The sequence below is a fragment of the Rubrivirga litoralis genome, assembly GCF_031846415.1.
Classification (GTDB): Bacteria; Bacteroidota; Rhodothermia; order Rhodothermales; family Rubricoccaceae; genus Rubrivirga; species Rubrivirga litoralis.
Window position 1 is genome coordinate 43,142 of the sequence record NZ_JAVRHT010000018.1, and the last position, 16,375, is coordinate 59,516.

At 75.2% G+C, this 16,375-nt stretch carries 14 protein-coding genes; 11 read left to right on the forward strand and 3 right to left on the reverse strand.

Annotated features, from left to right (window positions below; genetic code table 11):
• The first annotated feature begins 3 nt into the window (after positions 1–3).
• From RM540_RS09025 to RM540_RS09040, 4 genes are all read left to right on the forward strand, one after another.
• The gene (locus RM540_RS09025; RefSeq protein ID WP_311663295.1) at positions 4–900 is read left to right on the forward strand and encodes an ABC transporter substrate-binding protein; all 897 of its coding nucleotides are present in this window, start codon (positions 4–6) and stop codon (positions 898–900) included.
• Positions 897–2,033, forward strand: coding sequence for a FecCD family ABC transporter permease (locus RM540_RS09030; protein WP_311663296.1), 1,137 nt, complete (start codon positions 897–899; stop codon positions 2,031–2,033). The genes RM540_RS09025 and RM540_RS09030 overlap by 4 nt, the downstream gene beginning before the upstream one ends.
• 595 nt (positions 2,034–2,628) lie before the next feature.
• Positions 2,629–4,572, forward strand: a complete 1,944-nt coding sequence (dxs, locus tag RM540_RS09035) for a 1-deoxy-D-xylulose-5-phosphate synthase (protein WP_311663297.1) — start codon at positions 2,629–2,631, stop codon at positions 4,570–4,572.
• Between the two features lie 264 nt (positions 4,573–4,836).
• Positions 4,837–5,445, forward strand: a complete 609-nt coding sequence (locus tag RM540_RS09040; RefSeq protein WP_311663298.1) for a Uma2 family endonuclease — start codon at positions 4,837–4,839, stop codon at positions 5,443–5,445.
• 70 nt (positions 5,446–5,515) lie between these two features.
• Here RM540_RS09040 and RM540_RS09045 read toward each other — a convergent pair whose 3' ends face one another.
• Positions 5,516–6,532: a DNA topoisomerase IB gene (locus tag RM540_RS09045; protein ID WP_311663299.1), complete on the reverse strand. Its 1,017-nt coding sequence runs from the start codon at positions 6,530–6,532 to the stop codon at positions 5,516–5,518.
• Positions 6,533–6,759: 227 nt separating this feature from the next.
• Here RM540_RS09045 and RM540_RS09050 point away from each other — a divergent pair, with 227 nt between their 5' ends.
• On the forward strand, positions 6,760–7,344 hold the full coding sequence (locus RM540_RS09050; RefSeq protein WP_311663301.1) for a hypothetical protein: 585 nt from the start codon (positions 6,760–6,762) through the stop codon (positions 7,342–7,344).
• 233 nt (positions 7,345–7,577) lie between these two features.
• Complete coding sequence (cysS, locus tag RM540_RS09055; protein ID WP_311663302.1) at positions 7,578–9,140, forward strand: cysteine--tRNA ligase; 1,563 nt, start codon at positions 7,578–7,580, stop codon at positions 9,138–9,140.
• Between the two features lie 131 nt (positions 9,141–9,271).
• Here the strand turns inward: cysS and RM540_RS09060 are convergent, their stop codons facing one another.
• Positions 9,272–10,378 (reverse strand): endonuclease/exonuclease/phosphatase family protein, encoded by a 1,107-nt coding sequence (locus RM540_RS09060; RefSeq protein ID WP_311663303.1) that lies wholly within the window; start codon positions 10,376–10,378, stop codon positions 9,272–9,274.
• A gap of 227 nt (positions 10,379–10,605) precedes the next feature.
• On the opposite strand from RM540_RS09060, the gene RM540_RS09065 reads away from it, so the two are divergent.
• From RM540_RS09065 to RM540_RS09075, 3 genes are all read left to right on the forward strand, one after another.
• Positions 10,606–11,106, forward strand: a complete 501-nt coding sequence (locus RM540_RS09065; protein ID WP_311663304.1) for an HhH-GDP family DNA glycosylase — start codon at positions 10,606–10,608, stop codon at positions 11,104–11,106.
• Positions 11,107–11,225: 119 nt separating this feature from the next.
• Complete coding sequence (locus RM540_RS09070; protein ID WP_311663305.1) at positions 11,226–12,278, forward strand: TerC family protein; 1,053 nt, start codon at positions 11,226–11,228, stop codon at positions 12,276–12,278.
• A gap of 102 nt (positions 12,279–12,380) precedes the next feature.
• Positions 12,381–12,815 (forward strand): SRPBCC domain-containing protein, encoded by a 435-nt coding sequence (locus RM540_RS09075; protein ID WP_311663306.1) that lies wholly within the window; start codon positions 12,381–12,383, stop codon positions 12,813–12,815.
• Between the two features lie 57 nt (positions 12,816–12,872).
• Here RM540_RS09075 and RM540_RS09080 read toward each other — a convergent pair whose 3' ends face one another.
• Entirely contained in the window at positions 12,873–13,736 is an 864-nt protein-coding gene (locus RM540_RS09080; RefSeq protein WP_311663307.1) for a hypothetical protein, read from the reverse strand.
• 142 nt (positions 13,737–13,878) lie between these two features.
• Between RM540_RS09080 and RM540_RS09085 the strand changes: the two genes are divergently transcribed.
• Together RM540_RS09085 and RM540_RS09090 are read left to right on the forward strand one after the other, a co-directional pair.
• Positions 13,879–15,621, forward strand: coding sequence for a L,D-transpeptidase scaffold domain-containing protein (locus tag RM540_RS09085; RefSeq protein WP_311663308.1), 1,743 nt, complete (start codon positions 13,879–13,881; stop codon positions 15,619–15,621).
• Between the two features lie 4 nt (positions 15,622–15,625).
• A complete protein-coding gene (locus tag RM540_RS09090; protein WP_311663309.1) occupies positions 15,626–16,060 on the forward strand; it encodes a hypothetical protein in 435 nt (144 codons plus the stop codon).
• The last annotated feature ends 315 nt before the right edge of the window (positions 16,061–16,375 follow it).

Here is a 16,375-nt window from a genome sequence, read left to right on the forward strand (position 1 = left end):
CCCATGCGCCCGCCCCGCCCCGCCCTCCTCGTGCTCGCCGCGCTCGTGGCCGTCGCCGGCTGCCGCGCCGACGCGCCGGGCGGGGTGGCCGACGACCTGGGCCGGGCCGTCGACCTGGACGCGACGCCGCGGAGCGTGCTCCCGCTCGCCCCCAACGTCACCGAGCTCGTCGTGGCCGCCGCAGGCGCCGACCGGCTCGCGGGCGTGGCCGTCGCCGACGACTTCCCGCCGGCCGTGACCGGGCTCCCGCGGTTCCAGTCGTACCCGCTGGACACCGAGGCCGTCGTCGCGCTCGACCCCGACCTCGCAGTCGGCTCCGACGACGTGAACCCGACCGACCAGGCCGACGGGCTGGCCGCGCTCGGCGTGCCGACCTACCTGTTCGCCTTCGACGAGGTGGCCGACGTGCCGCGCGCGCTCCGCACGCTCGACACGCTGCTCGCGTCGTCGGGCGGGGCGGCAGCGGCGGCGGCGTTCGAGGACCGCGTCCGCGCCGTCGAGCGGGCCGTGCGCTCGTACAGCCGCCCGCGCGTCCTGCTCCTGGTCGGAGACGAGTCGCTGTACGCGTTCGGCCGCGACTCGCACGCGAGCGAGCTCGTGCGGCTGGCCGGCGGCGACAACGTGACCGACGCGTTCCCCGGCCGCGCGGCGCAGCCCAGCGAGGAGGCGATCCTGGAGGCGGCCCCCGAGGTCGTCGTCGTGCTCGGGGGGGCGGACTACGACGCCGAGCGGCTGTTCGAGAAACACCCGGCGTTCCTCGACCTCCCGGCCGTCCGCAGCGGGCGCGTCTACGGGCTCGACGCGGACCTCGTGAGCCGGGCGGGGCCGCGCCTCGCCGAGGGCCTGGAGCGGCTGGCCCGGCTCCTGCACCCGGAGGCGTTCGCCGCCGGCGCCGCGTGAGCCGCCCCGCCCCGCCTGGCCGGGCACGGCGCGTCCGCGAGCGGGGCGGGGCGGGGCTGCCGCCGGACCGCCCCGCCCGCACCGAGCGGCGGCGGCGGCCTCCCAAACCACCCCGCTCGACGTTCGCCGCGCACGGCACGCCCCTCGTCGCGCTCGGGCTGGGGGCCGCCGTCGCGCTCGCCGTCGTGGCGAGCGTGGTCTGGGGGAGCGCGGACCTGGGGGCGGGGCGGGTCTGGGCCGCGCTCGTCGGCGGCGGCACGGCGACCGACCGGACGATCGTGTGGTCGCTCCGGCTCCCGCGCGTGGTCCTCGCGCTCTCGGTCGGCGGCGGCCTCGCCGTCGTGGGCGTGGCGATGCAGGCGCTCGTGCGCAACCCGCTCGCCGAGCCGTACATCCTGGGCGCGTCGAGCGGGGCGAGCGCCGGGGCCGCCCTCTTCTTTCTCGGCTTCCTGCCGCCCGTCGTCTCGCGCGCCGTGTCGATGCCGGTCGCGGCCGTCGCCGGCGCGTGGCTGGCCGTGGCCGCCGTGTTCGCCGTCGCCCGGCGCGGACCGACGCTCTCGACGACGCGGCTGCTGCTGGCCGGCGTGGCGATGTCGGCGCTCCTGGGGTCGGTGACGGCCTTCGTGACCTACGCCTCGCCCGAGCCGGACAAGCTTCGGACCGTCCTGTTCTGGCTGCTCGGCTCGCTCACGCGCGCCCGGTGGTCGGAGGTGTGGGCGCCGCTGGCCGTCTCGCTCGGGGCGGGCGGGGCGCTGTGGGCGCTCGCGCGTCCGCTCGACCTGCTGACGATGGGCGAGGAGCCGGCGGCGGCGCTGGGCGTCCCGGTCGAGGCGCTGAAGCGGACGCTCGTGGCCGTCGCCGCCGTAGCGACGGGCGTGCTGGTCGCGTCGGCCGGGGTCATCGGGTTCGTCGGGCTCATCGTGCCCCACGCCGCCCGCCTCCTCATCGGCGCCACGCACCGGCGGCTCGTCCCGCTCGCGTTCGCCGGCGGCGCCCTGTTCCTGCTCCTCGCCGACCTCGCCGCGCGGACGGTGCTGCCCGGCCAGGAGGTGCCCGTCGGCGTGCTGACGGCGATCTGCGGCGTCCCGTTTTTCCTCGCGCTCCTGCGCGGGTTCGGGCGCGGCCTGGGCTGAGGCGGGCAGCGGGCAGCGGGCAGCGGGCAGCGGGCAGCGGGCAGCGGGCAGCGGGCAGCGAAGATGCGCCACCCCGCCCGCGATGCCATCCGAGACCGCCCCGCCGCCGGCGGGGGCGGGGTGGCAATGGGCGGGGTGGGGCGGTGACGGGCCGCGGCGTCCAGAACCGCCCCGCTCGCCCTGGACACGACACGTCGTGTCCCTACGGGTGCCCCTCGCTGGGCGGGGCGGCGTCGTAGGGGCGACCGGCGGTCGCCCGTAGTCAGGGCACGATGGGCGAGGCGGCGCCGGGTCAGACCGCCCCGCCTGCCCAACGACCACCCCTAGCCCTCTTGGCTTCGCCGACGCTGCGCGGTGTCCAAGAGGGGAACTGCCGCCGCCTCCAGTTGATGGCAGTCTCGCCTCCGACCACCCCGCCCTCGCCAATCGCCCGAGCGGGGCGGGGTGGAACAAAACCGGCGCCACCCCGCCCACTTCCCACTTCCCACTTCCCACTTCCCTTTCAACTCGCGCTGAAACCACACGCGGCGGCCCCGTGTCCGACGGTCGCCCCTCTATCTTTGGCTACCCGCCCCTGGGTCTGCCCCCAGCGTCTATGTCCGAGGCCGTCCCGCCCCTCACGCCCGGCCCCCTCCTCGCCACCATCGAGCGCCCCGCGGACGTCCGCGCGCTGCCCGTCGAGCGGCTGCCCCAGCTCTGCGACGAGCTCCGCGCGCACATCATCGACATCGTGTCGGTCCACGGCGGGCACTTTGGGGCGTCGCTGGGCGTCGTCGAGCTGACGGTCGCGCTCCACTGGGCGTACGACACGCCGGACGACCAGCTCGTGTGGGACGTCGGGCACCAGGCGTACGGGCATAAGATCCTGACCGGCCGCCGCGACGCGTTCCCGACGAACCGGACGTACGGCGGCGTCAGCGGCTTCCCCAAACGCTCCGAGAGCGAGTACGACACGTTCGGCGTGGGCCACGCCTCGACGTCGATCTCGGCCGCCCTCGGCATGGCCAAGGCCCGCGACCTGAAGCGGACCGACCAGCGCGTCGTCGCCGTCATCGGCGACGGGTCGATGACGGGCGGGCTCGCCTTCGAGGGGCTCAACAACGCGGGCGCGGCCCACACCGACCTCCTCGTCGTCCTCAACGACAACCGGATCTCGATCGACCCCAACGTCGGCGCCCTCCACGAGTACCTCGCCGGGCTCTCGGCGTCGGGCGGGTGGAACGCGCTCAAGGGCGGCGTCTGGAGCGCGCTCGACGAGCTCAAAGGCATGGGCGGGGGGACGCTCCAGCGCCTAGCCTCGCGGCTCGAGGACGGCGTCAAGGCCGTGCTCACGCCGGGCATGCTGTTCGAAGCCTTCGGGTTCCGCTACATCGGCCCCACCGACGGCCACGACGTGGTCACGCTCGCCCGGCGCCTCAAGGAGCTCCGCGGGCTCTCCGGCCCGATCCTCCTCCACACGCTGACGGTCAAGGGCAAGGGATTCGCGCCGGCCGAGGCCGACCAGGTCAAGTGGCACGCGCAGTCGAGCCCGTTCGACAAGGTGACGGGCAAGAGCCTGGCCGTCCCGACGGCGGCCGGGACCAAGCCGCCCAAGTGGCAGGACGTGTTCGGCGACGCCCTCGTCGAGCTCGCCGAACTGGACGAGCGCGTCGTCGGCATCACGGCGGCCATGCCGTCGGGGACGAGCCTGGGCACCATGATGGAGGCCATGCCGGACCGGGCGTTCGACGTCGGCATCGCCGAGATGCACGCGGTCGTGTTCGCAGCCGGCCTCGCGACGCAGGGGATGCGCCCGTTCTGCGCCATCTACTCGACGTTCCTCCAGCGGGCGTACGACGGCGTCGTCCACGACGTGGCGCTCCAGCACCTGCCCGTCGTGTTCTGCATGGACCGCGCCGGCGTCGTCGGCGCCGACGGGCCGACCCACCACGGGACGCTCGACGTGCCGATCATGAGGGCCGTCCAGGGCATGGTCGTCGCCGCCCCGCTCGACGAGCAGGACCTCCGCGACCTGATGTTCACGGCGCTCGGCCACGACGACGGCCCGTTCGCGATCCGCTACCCGCGCGGCGCGGCGACGGGCATGGCGCTCCGCGACGGGTTCGAGGCGCTCCCCATCGGCAAGGGCCGCCGCGTCGCCGACGGCGACGACGTGGCGATCGTGACCTACGGGGCCATCGGCACCTACGTCCCCGAAGTCCGCGAGCGCCTGGCTGCGCGGGGCGTCTCGGCGGCCCACTACGACCTCCGGTTCGCCAAGCCCATCGACGGCGCGCTCCTCACCGAAGTGTTCGGCCGGTTCCGGCGCGTGGTCACGGTCGAGGACGGCGTCCGCGAGGGCGGGGCGGGCTCGGCCGTCCTCGAATGGGCGGCCGACGCGGGCGCGCTGGACGGCGTGGAGGTGGTCCGGCTCGGGCTGCCCGACCGGTTCGTCGAGCACGGGACGCAGCGGCAGCTCCACGACGAGGTCGGCATCGGGCCGGACGGGATCGAGCGGGCCGCGCTCGCGCTCGTGGGCGCCGAGGCGGAGGCCGCGTAGGGCAGCGGGCAGCGGGCAGCGGGCAGCGGGCAGCGGGCAGCGGGCAGCGGGCAGCGGGCAGCGGGCAGCGGGCAGCGGGCAAAATGCACCACCCCGCCCGCGACGCCATCCGGGACCGCCCCGCCCCCGCCGTGGGCGGGGTGGCGTAGGGGCGACCGGCGGTCGCCCGTGGTCAGAGATCGCCCTCGGCGTGGGCGGGGTGGGCAGACGCCGCCCCGCCCGCGGCGCGTTCCCTATTCTGACGACCGCCCCGCCCCCGGACCCATGCCCGACGCCGTCCTCCAGCCGCTCCTCGACTCGCCCGCGCTGCCCCGGCACGTCGAGGCGCTCCGGGCCGCGCTCCGGGCGGAGGGCGAAGCGCGTGAGCGGTTCCGGGACCAGCTCACGCCGTCCACGAAGGCCGAGTTCATCAACGGAGAGATCGTCATGCACTCGCCCGCCCGAGACGCCCACAACCAAGTCGTTGGCCGTCTGTCGTCCCTTCTCCGCGCCTACAACGACGCGAACGCGGTGGGCGGGGTGGTCGCCGCCGAGAAGGCGCTCGTCGGGCTGACGCGGAACGACTACGAGCCGGACGTGGCGTTCTGGGGGGCGGGCAAGGCGGAGCAGATCGGGCGCGACACGCTCGTCTACCCCGCCCCCGACCTCGTCGCCGAGGCCCTCAGCGCGAGCACGGCCGGGCGCGACCGCGGCGTCAAGCGCGAAGACTACGAGGCCCACGAGGTCGCCGAGTACTGGATCGTCGACGCCGACGACGAGACGGTCGTCGCCCACCGGATGGAGGGCGGCCGCTACCGCAACGAGGAGGTGGGGACGCTCCTCGCGAGCGCGACCGTGCCCGGATTCTCCGTCCCCACGCGCGCGCTGTTCTGACGACGCGGCGCACCTCGCCGCGCTCCGCGCCGTCCTCCTCTAGCCGCCCCGCCCCGCCCGACGGCGGGCCTCACCCCGCCCGCTCCTTCAGCAGGTCGAGCACGGCCGCCTCGCTCGGGCGGAGGCCCCTCGGCGTGTTGCCGGCGTTCCGGCGCCGGAGCCGCCCCGCCAGGTCGCGCTCGCGGAAGGCGTCGAGGACGTCGGGGTGGACGTAGTACTGGCGGCACACGGCGGGCGTGTTGCCCAGCCGCTCGGCCGTGTCCTTGACGGCCTGCACGATGGCGCCGTCGAGCTCGTCGTCCGGGAGGTCGTCGCCGCGCTCGGCGAGGCGCTCGGCGGCCGTGACCGTGCCGCCCCAGGTGCGGAAGTCCTTGGCCGAAAAGTCCTCGCCGGTCGTCTCCTGGAGGTAGCCGTTGACGTGGCCGCTCTCGACGTCCTGCTTGTCGCCGGCCTCGTCGTAGAACTGGAACAGGTCATAGCCCGGGATGTCGCGGCACGCCTTGACGAGCTCGGCGAGGCGCGGGTCGCGGACGGCCAGCGCCCGCGTCTTTCCGCTCTTGCCGGTAAACTCCAGCCGGACCCCTTTCTCCTCGAACGTGGCGTGTTTGTCGCGGATCGTGGTCAGCCCGTAGGACCCGTTCTGGGCCGCGTACTGCTCGTTCCCCACGCGAATTAGCGTCTCGTCGAGGAGCCGGACGCAGAGCGCGAGCACGGTCTCGCGGTCGGTGCCGCCGTCCGCCAGGTCGGCCTCGACGCGGGCGCGGAGGGCGGGGAGCGCCTCGGCGAACCCGACCATCCGGTCGAACTTGAGCCGGTTCCGGTGGGCCTCCCAGTCCGGGTGGTAGCGGTACTGCTTGCGGCCCTTGGCGTCGCGGCCGGTCGCCTGGAGGTGGCCGTTGGGAAGGGGGCAGATCCAGACGTCGTCGTAGGCGGGCGGGATGGCGAGCGCCTCGATCCGCTCGCGGACCTCCGGCGACACGAGCTCGCCGTCGGGCCGGTGGTACGAGAACCCGGTCCCGCGGCGGACGCGGGTGATGCCGGGGCGGGAGTCGTCGGCGTAGCGGAGGCCGGGCGGGGTGGCGGGCACGGGCGGCGGGTCGGGTGGTGGGCAGCGGGCTCCTCGCCCGCCGCGCGGTGCAAGCCCGCCCCGCCCCGCCCGGTTCCAGCGCGCCGCCGGCTCAGGAGGCACCTGGGCGGGGCGGCCGCGCCGCCCTACGCGCGTCTGGTCCGAAAGGACCACCCCGCCCCGTCCGCGCGGACCAACGGGCGGGGCGGGCCGGGACCGACGTTGGGACCTCACGCTCCCCGACCGCCATGTTGCCCGCCCCGCTCGCCGCCCTCGTCTTGCTCGTCATGTTGGCGCCGGCCGCGCAGGCGCAGGTCGGGCCGCACCGCCAGAGCGGCCCGCGCGTCGGCGTGACGTACCTCGCGCCGGGCGTCGTCGCGCGGATCAACGAAGCGACGCGCGAGGGCGGCACGGGCGACCGGATCGACCCCTCGTTCCCGGTCGTGACGCAGTTCGGGTGGCAGTTCGAGTTCCAGACGTTCCAGACCGCGAGCGGGGCGACGGGCGTGGCCGAGGTCGTCCCGCTCCTCAGCGGGCTCGACCGCGGGCTCCTCCTCCCCAGCCTCACCTTCGTCTCCGGTCTGCGGACGCGGGGCGGCGTCGAGGTCGGCGCCGGGCCGAACGTGTCGGTGAGCGTCCACGAGAGGCCCGACCGCCGGGGCGACCAGGACGTCGTGGGCGCCGACGTCCGCCTGGGGCTCGCGCTCGTAGCCGGCGTGAACGCCCGTCTCGACGGCGTGAGCGTGCCCGTGAACGCGGCCGTCGTGCTCGGCGCAGGCGGGGCGCGGCTGAGCCTGCTCGTCGGGCTCAACACGTCGTCGGCGCGGTATTGAGGACTGTGTGGTAGAGCGTGGCGGAGCGGTCCTCTCCTGGACATCGCACAGCCTCGGCGCAGCCAGGGGGAATCCAGGGCGGCCGCCCCGCCCGACCGCAGCGCCGTCGGAGGTGACCGCGCTACCCGGCGGCGCAGCGGCCACGGGGAACGGCCAAGCCTCGGCGAACCGGGGCACGGATGCGGGCGGGGCGGGTAGGTTGGCCGCCCCGCCCTCCGGGTCCGCCCCCGCCCATGTCCGAGACCACCCCGCCCCTCCGCCTCCACGACACGCTCACGCGGCGCGTCGAGACCGTCGAGCCCGCCGCGTTCACCGACGACGGCCGGCCGCTCCTCCGGTTCTACTCGTGCGGGCCGACCGTCTACAGCTACGCCCACATCGGCAACTTCCGCACGTTCCTGACCGCCGACCTCGTGGTCCGCACGGCCGAGGCGCTGGGGTGGGCCGTCCGCTACGTCTCGAACGTGACCGACGTGGGGCACCTGACCGAAGACGACGTGGCCGACAGCGAGGGCGAGGACAAGATGGCGAAGGCCCTCGCGTCGAAAGAGGGCGAGCGGTTCGAGACCGTCTGGGACCTCGCCCGCCACTACACGGCGGCGCTCGAGGCGGACTGGCAGGCCCTCAACCTCCGCGAGCCCGACCTGCGGCCGCGCGCGACCGAGCACGTCCGCGAGCAGATCGAGGCGGCCCAGGCGCTCGTCGAGTCCGGCCACGCCTACGAGACCGACGACGGCGTCTACTTCCACGTCCCCTCGTTCCCCGACTACGGCAAGCTCTCCGGCAACACCGACGCCGAGACGCTGGAGGGCACGCGCGACGTCGTCCGCGACGACGACAAGCGGGACCCCCGCGACTTCGCGCTCTGGAAAAAGGACCCCGGCCACCTGATGCAGTGGTTCAGCCCGTTCACCGACGGACCGGCGGCGGGGTGGGGCTTTCCCGGGTGGCACCTCGAGTGCTCGGTGATGGCGCAGAAGTACCTGGGCGAGACGATCGACCTCCACGGCGGCGGCGAGGACCTCCGGTTCCCCCACCACGAGTGCGAGATCGCGCAGGCCGAGGCGCTGACCGGCGAGCCGTTCTCGCGCTACTGGATCCACACGCGGTTCCTCCAGGTCGAGGGCGAGAAGATGTCGAAGTCGAAGGGCAACTTCCTCACCGTCCGCGACCTGACCGCCCCGCCCCCGACGGGCCGCGCGGACTGGGGCGCGCCGGTCGACCCGCTCGCGCTCCGGCTCGTCCTGATCTCGGGCCACTACGCCCGCCCGTTCAACCTCACGCAGAAGGCGCTCGCCGACGCCCAGAAAAACGTCGCCCGCTACCGCGAGGCCGACGACGCCGCACGCGACGCGCTCGAAGCGGGGCGGGGCGGGGCGGACGTCCTGGCCGACGACCTCGACGCGGCCTGGGCCGAGGCGCTCGCGGCGATGGCCGACGACCTCAACACGCCGGTCGCCCTCGCGGCGGCCTACCGGGGCGCGAACGCGGTCCTCGCCGCGCACCGGGCCGCCCCGCTCTCGGCGGCGAGCGCGGCCTCGGCGGCGGCGTTCCTCGACCGCGTGAACGCGCTGCTCGGCGTCGTCCGCTCCGAATACGGCGAGCCCGCGGGCGGGGCGGACGCGGGCGCGGACGATGACAAGTTACGCAAGCAGGTCGAGGACCTCTTAGTTGAACGCATGGTCGCACGTGAGCAGAAAGACTGGGCGAGCGCCGACGCTGTCCGCGACGAGCTCGACCGCCTCGGCGTCAAGGTCATGGACACGCCGGCCGGCCCCGAGTGGCGCCGAGCCTGAGGGCGGGGCGGCGCCTCTCCCCCGCCCCGCCCCCGTCGCGCGCCGGGCGCACCACCCCGCCCGACGACGACTGCTCGACAGAGCGCTAGCGCCGTACCTCGCACCGGGTACCCCGTACCTGCCCGAAGCTCTTAAGCGTCGTCACCCAGGACGAGGTCGGCCCAGACGCCGGCGTGGTCGCTCGGCCAGAGGTCGCCGATCCGGTCCGCGGGCTCGTCGAGGACGGTCTCGAACGCCTCGACCTGGAACCCGCGCGTGAGGACGAGGTCGATCCGCGTGGACAGGTCGGACGCGTCGTTGCGGAGATCGGCGTCCTGGCAGCACGTGGGCGTGCCTGCGCCTGCCCCCGCCGCGTCGTCGAGGACGCGCGTGACGATCCCGTAGGTCGCGGTGCCGGTCCCGCCCGCGTCCGAGTTCAGGTCGCCGACGAGGACGAGCGGACTCGGGACGCGCGCGACGGCCGCGGCCAGCTCAGCGCCCTGAGCCTCCTGGACCGGACCGGCGGGGCCGCCCACTTCGAGGTGCGTGTTGAAAAACGCGAACGTGGCGCCGTCGACCGTCGCCCGGACCGACTGGTAGGACCGGACGAACGCCTGCTCGACGCCGCCCACCGGCACCGTGAGGATGGCCTGGAACACGGTGGCCGTCGCGCCCGAGGTCTCGACGCCCGACCGGGCGAGGATTACGTCGGCGTCGCGGTAGCGGACGTCGAAGAAGGTCCGTCCGTCGGCCGTCGCCGGGAACTCGACGTCGGCGTTGTCGCTGCGGGCGGCGACGGTGTAGCTCGCGCCCTCGGCGGCGAGCGCGTCGAGGAGGAGGTCGAGGAGGTCGTAGGTCACGTCCGTGGCCGCGGTCGCCGCCCCGCCCGGCAGGTTGTCCGCCGGCGTTTGGACGGCGTAGGTCGCGACCTCCTGGAGCCCGACGAGGTCAGGCTCGATGTCGGCGATCTCGGCGGCGATGGCCGCCATCCGCGCGGCGGGGTCCGAGGCCTCGATCGTGGCGTAGAGCTCGGCCACGCGGAGCGGGACGCGCTGGGCGTCGGTCTCGGCGGTGACCGTGAACAGGTCGCCGCCGAGGTAGAGGTTCTGGCTCATCACGCGGACCTCGGCGCCGCTCGCGTCGTCGTCGCCGCTGTCGCACCCGGTGACGAGGAGCGGGGCGGCCAGGAGGGCAGCGAAGACCGAGGCGCGGAGCCGCGCGGACCGTGAGGCGAGCGGGGCGGTCGGGAGCGTGGGCATGGCGGGGCGGGGCGGGTGAGGAGGCACGGCCAGGATAGGGACGGGCCGCCCCGCCCTCGGCACCGTCCCGGCGCGGGCCGTAGACTCTCGCCCGCTCGGCCTGGCTGCGCCGCCGCTCACGCCGAGGGCGAGGCGCCCCTCACGCAGAGGGCGAGCGCGAGCGGAGTGGTCGGCCGCCCCGCCCGTGACCACCGACCTACCGACTCACCGACTCTACCGCCCCGCCCGTGATCGACGCCTCCGACTACTCCTCGCTCGAAGGCGGCCTCGTCCGCATGCTCGACCGGCTCCAGGCCGAGGGCACGGCGACGAAGGACCGCGACGCCGACCAACTCCTCCGCGACGACCCCAACGCCGTCCTCCTCGGGCTCCTCTACGACCAGCGCGTGCTCGCCGAGACCGCGTTCACTGGGCCACTCAAGCTGAAGCAGCGGCTCGGCCACCTCGACATGCGCCGGATCGCGGAGATGGACCGCGACGCCTTCGCCGCCGTCTTTACCGAGTCCCCGGCCGTCCACCGCTTCACGAACAAGATGGTCGACCTTACGCAAGACGTGGCCCGCCGCCTGGCCGACGACTACGGCGGCGACGCCGCGCAGATCTGGGCCGAGGGCGGGGCGGCCGACGTCCAGCGCCGGGTCCGCGCGCTGCCCGGGTTCGGGCCGATGAAGGCGAAGAAGCTCGCGTTCTGCCTGTACTACTTCGGGCACCGCGACCTCAGCGGGTAGCCGCCCCGCCCCAGGCTTTACCGCCGGGGCCGTGCGGGGAGGCGCCGTAGGAACGTTCCGGGAAACGCCGAACCGGCCGGCAGAGGCCGCGTTCACGGACGACTGATCGCTACGTGCCTGTGTCCCCTACGACTCACCTCGACGTTCCCGCCTGGGCCTGGCTGGCGCTGAACGCCTACATCATCGGGCTCCTCCTAGTGGACCTGTTCGGGTTCAATAAGGAGGCCCACAAGATCGAGTGGAAGGAGGCCGCCTGGCTCTCGGCCTTTTTCGTGGCCGCCTCGCTGGCCGTGAACGCGGCCATCTGGATCGGCTTTGGGCATGAACCCGCGCTCACGTTCTTCACGGCCTACATCGTCGAGAAGTCGCTCTCGGTCGACAACCTGTTCGTGATCGCGGTCCTGTTCGGGTACTTCGGGGTCCCGGCCCAGTACCAGCACCGCGTCCTGTTCTGGGGGATCTTCGGGGCCATCCTGATGCGGGGGTTCATGATCCTCGTCGGCGTCGCGCTCATCGACCGCTTCCACTGGCTGCTCTACGTGTTCGGGGCGTTCCTCGTGCTCACCGGGCTCCGCATGTTCCGGGACAACGACGACGCCGCCGACGTGTCGCAGAACAAGCTGCTCGTGTTCCTCCGCCGCAAGCTGCCGGTCACGGAGTCGTACCACGAGGAGCACTTCTTCGTCCGCCTGAAGGGGAAGCTGTGGGCGACCCCGCTGTTCCTGGTCCTCATCATGATCGAGCTGACGGACGTCGTGTTCGCGGTCGACTCGATTCCGGCCATCCTCGGCATCACGACCGACCCGTTCATCGCCTACAGCTCGAACATCATGGCCGTCGTGGGCCTGCGCGCGCTGTACTTCCTGCTGGCCGGGATCATCGAGCGCGTCCGCTACCTCCACTACGGGCTCGGGTTCGTGCTCGTGTTCATCGGCGGGAAGATGCTGGCCGAGCCGTTCATCGACGGCCACCTCCCGACGTGGGTCTCGCTCACGGTCATCGCGGTCTCGATCGGGACGGCGTCCGTGGCGTCGTGGATCGCCACGCGCCGCGAGGAGCGGGCCGCCCCGCCCGGCGCGCCCACCCCGCCCGGCGAGGCCGACGTCCCCGACGTGGCCCGGTCCGGCGACGGGGCGGCCGCCGAGCCGCCGGTGATCAAGAACCAGGGGTAGGGGCGAGCGCGGGCGGGGTGGCGAGCGCGGGCTCCCCCAGCCGTCCGCAACCGCCACCCGAGCGGCACGTACGCGCGGCGCCTCCTCCAGCCCGCCCCGCCCGTGCAGATCCAGACGCAGATCGACATCGACGCCCCGCCCGAGCGCGTGTGGGCCGTGCTCACGGACTTTGAGCGCCAGGACTGGAACCCGTTCATCCACGAGATCCGCGGCGAGGTCCGCGAGGGCGCCCGGCTCTTTGCCCGCCTCGGACCGCCGGGCAAAAAGCCGATGACGTTCAAGCCCGTCGTGACGCGCGCCGAGCCGGGGCGCGCGCTCTCGTGGCGGGGCACGCTGGGGGCGGGGTGGCTCTTCCGCGGCGAGCACGCGTTCCGCCTGGAGCCGCTCGGGGCGGGGCGGACGCGGTTCCACCACGGCGAAGCGTTCGGCGGGCTCCTCGTCCCGCTCCTGCGCCGGAGCCTCGACACCGACACGCGCGGCGGGTTCGAGGCCATGAACCGGGCGATCAAGGCGGAGGCCGAGCGGGACACGGCGTAGGGGCGACCGCTCCGCCGCCTGCGCACGGCGGCGCGGCGCCGCCCCGCCCCCGGCTCGTCACGCGTCCGGGTCGATCACGAACAGGTGCGACAGGTGCCCCGGCCGCGTCGAGATGTGGACGCGGCCGTCGGCGCGGCGGCCCGTCGGGAGGTCCGTCGAGATCGCAGTCCGCCCCGCCCCCGCCCCGCCCGTCGTGATCGTGCGCGTCTGGCCGGGCGCGTTGGGGTCGTAGACCTGGAGCGTCGCGTCGAGGCGGCCGCGGCGGTCGACCCCGAAGGCGACGACCTGGTGGAGCGTGAACGGGTCGGGCGCGTCGCCGACGAGGCCGAGGAGGGCGGGGCGGCCGGCCCGGAGCGCCGCCTCGACGCGGTCGAGTTCGGCGGCCAGCGCGCCCGCGAGCGGGGCGTGCGGCATGGCGCCGGGCGTGAAGCGGACGAGCGCCCAGTAGCGCGCGAACCGGGGCAACGACGCGCGCAGCGTGGCCTCCTGGCGGCGCCGGAGGAGCGCGCGCATGGGCTCTCGCTCCAGCGCCGCCGTGGCGACGCGGCCGCGCGCCGGCCACCGCTCGACGGCCGCGAGCGCCATCCCGCCGCACAGCCCGAACGTCGGCCAGCGGCGGGCGACCGAGCGGACGAGCCCGCCGCCCACGGCCCACCCCGCCCCGCCCGCGACGGCGGCGCCCGCAGCGGTTCCCGCCCCGCCCTGATCGCTGCCCCCGCCGAAGCGACCGCCGAGCGCGCCGCCGAGCGCAAACGGGAGCGCGGCGAGCGGGCGGAGCGCGCCCGCGAGCACGTCGAGGTCGCCGTCGGTCCACTCGAAGCGGTTGGGGAACGAGAACCCGTCGCGGGCGGGGTCGAAGTCGAGCACGACGGCGCCGGGCGGGGCGGGCGTGTCGGTGCGGGCGGGCGGGGCGGCGCTCATGGGGGCGGGGCGGGGAGCGGACCGTACGCGCCCGAGCCGGGACCGGCTCCGCTTCAGGGCCGCCCCCACGCGGCTCCGGGAAGGGCGCACCGTACTTTCGGCGGCCGCCCGACGTTGATCGTCCCTCGTCTGCCCCCCCGCCGTGCCGCCCGTCTCCCCTCTGCTCGCCGTCGCCCTCGCCGCCCTGCTCGGGTGGGGACCGTTCTCCGACTGGTTCGGCGCCGACGACGAGGCCGCCGCCCCGCCCGCCGCCGAGGCCGTCGACGCGCTGGCCGCCGCGCACGCCTCGGCGCAGACGATCCGCGTGGGCGGGGCGGCCGCCGCGCTCCGGCCCGAGACGCGGGCGGCGTACGCTGGGGGCGCCGCGCTGTGGGCGCTGCCGGCCGAACGCCGGACGCTCCGCCGGGCGATCGGCGAGGCGGCGGCCGACGGGCTCCGCCCGGCCGAAGTCCACGCGCCCACGCTCGACCTGCTCGACGCGCGGCTGGCCGAGGCCGAGGCCCAGTGGGAGGCGCTCGACGGCGCCGCCCGCGACACGCTCGCCGACCCCCGCCCCGCCCTCGTCGCCGCGCTCGACGTGCTGCTGACCGACGGCGCGCTCCGCCTGGGCGGGGCGCTCCTGGGCGAGCGCGCGGACCCCGCCTCGCTCTACCCCGGCGTGTGGCACGCGACCGACCGCGACCCGGACGGCGAGCGCTGGGCCGGCCTCCAGGCCGCCGTCCGCTCGGGCGACGCGCGGCGCGTGGCGGCAGCGCTCGGCGGGCTCCGCCCCGCCCACGCCGGGTACCGCCGGCTGCGTGCGCGGCTGGACGCGCTGGGCGACGACCTCGCGCCGGTGCCCGAGGGCACGGCGCTCCGCCCCGGCGGCCGGTCGGTCCGCGTGCCGCACCTCCGCGAGCGGCTGGACGCGCTGGGCTGGCTCCCCGCCGACTCGCTCGACGCCTGGACGCGCCCCGACGCCTACCTCCTCGACGACTCGCTCGCCGCCGGGCTCGCCCGCTTCGAGAGCGCCCACGGCCTCGCGTCCGACAGCGTGCTCGATGCCTCGGTGACGGATGCGCTCAACGCCGACCTGGACGGGCTCCGCGACCGGCTCGCGCTCAACCTGGAGCGCTGGCGCTGGCTCCCCGACGACTTCGGCGAGCACTACGTGTGGGTGAACCTGCCGGCCTTCGAGATCCGCGCGTTCATGCGAGACTCGACGGGCGGGGTGGCCGAGTCCCTGCGGATGCCGGCCAACATCGGCAACGCGCAGACAACGGGGTGGACGACGCCGGTGATCTCGGACTCCATCCACACGCTCGAATTCCAGCCGGCGTGGTACGTCCCGCGCTCGCTGGCCGCCGCCCAAGTGCTCCCGATGGCCCAGCGCGACAGCCTCTCGCTCCACCGCCAGGGGTTCGAGGTGTACCAGAACGGGCAGGCGGTCGACTCGCGCCTCGTGCCGTGGGACTCGGTCTCGGTCTCGTCCTTCCGGTTCGTGCAGCGGCCCGGCCCGGCCAACCCGCTCGGGCGCGTCAAGTTCTTGATGCACAACCCGTATGCCATCCTCATCCACGACACGAACAAGCGGTACACGTTCGACGACGGCTCGGGCTCGTCGATGTCGAGCGGGTGCGTGCAGGCGTCGGCGCCGGACGAGCTCGCCGAGCACCTGATGACGACGGTCAACGGCTGGGAGCCGGGGCGCGCGCGGGCCGCGTGGCGGGGCGGCCCACGCCGGGGCGTCCGCCTGGAGCGCCCGGTGCGGACGCACTTCGTCTACTTCACGGCCTGGGCCGAGGAGGGCGGGGCGCTCCGGCTCTATGCCGACCCGTACGGCTACGACGCGGCGCTGGCCGCCGCGCTCGGCCGCGCCCGCCCCGCCCCCGACGACGCCTCGTGACGCCATGCGCCTCCTCCCCGCCCTCGCGCTCCTGATCGCCGCGCCGGCCGTGGCCCAAGACCCCGCCCCGCCCGCGGCTCCCCGCGACAGCCCAGACGGGTTCGAGCCGTGGCGGGACCAGGACGAGACGCTGGAGGAAGAGCAGGGGCGGCTCCGCCACTTCCTCGACCGACGTACAGAGCGGCTGGCGAGGACGCTGGACAACTTGCCCGGCGCCACCCCACGGTGCGACGCCGGCGCGCCGATGCCGACGCCGTTCGGCGCGGGCGGGGCGGCGCCGGCCCCGATGCCCGAGGCGGAGCGCACCGGGCCGCCGCCGGTCCCGATGCCGAACCTGTGCGCGGGCGGGGTGGCCGAGGCCGTCCCGGTCCGCCGCCCCGCCCGACCGCCGGCGCGGCGCGTGGTCCCGCCCGCCGCCCCGCCCCGCCACGAGCGATAGCGCGCGGGCGGGGCGGACAAGCCGAGGCCGACCGCCCCGCCCGCGCTCCCCCCGCCGTTCGGCCGGTCGCTCCGCTGAGCGGAGGCGGAGCCTCTGCGATGGGCGCGCGGACGGGGGGAGCCCAGGGGCGTGGCCGTGCGGGCGGGGCGGCCCGCAGTTGCCGCGCCCGCCGAATGCCGCTAGCTTGGCCGCATGGCACGCCGCACTCCGCTCGTCTGGCCCTGGTGGCCCCCACACCCAGTGGGCGGACGGCCAGTGGCCTGACGCGAACGCGCCTCCCGACGCGAGCCCACTGTTCCAGCGAGCAGGGGGCTT

Bases quoted from the DNA above. Each gene is read 5' to 3' on its own strand.
- RM540_RS09025 (WP_311663295.1), top strand. From the start codon at position 4: ATGCGCCCGCCCCGCCCCGCCCTCCTCGTGCTCGCCGCGCTCGTGGCC.
- RM540_RS09060 (WP_311663303.1), bottom strand. From the start codon at position 10,378: ATGCCCACGCTCCCGACCGCCCCGCTCGCCTCACGGTCCGCGCGGCTC.
- RM540_RS09050 (WP_311663301.1), top strand. From the start codon at position 6,760: ATGTTGCCCGCCCCGCTCGCCGCCCTCGTCTTGCTCGTCATGTTGGCG.
- RM540_RS09040 (WP_311663298.1), top strand. From the start codon at position 4,837: ATGCCCGACGCCGTCCTCCAGCCGCTCCTCGACTCGCCCGCGCTGCCC.
- dxs (WP_311663297.1), top strand. From the start codon at position 2,629: ATGTCCGAGGCCGTCCCGCCCCTCACGCCCGGCCCCCTCCTCGCCACC.
- RM540_RS09090 (WP_311663309.1), top strand. From the start codon at position 15,626: ATGCGCCTCCTCCCCGCCCTCGCGCTCCTGATCGCCGCGCCGGCCGTG.
- RM540_RS09080 (WP_311663307.1), bottom strand. From the start codon at position 13,736: ATGAGCGCCGCCCCGCCCGCCCGCACCGACACGCCCGCCCCGCCCGGC.
- cysS (WP_311663302.1), top strand. From the start codon at position 7,578: ATGTCCGAGACCACCCCGCCCCTCCGCCTCCACGACACGCTCACGCGG.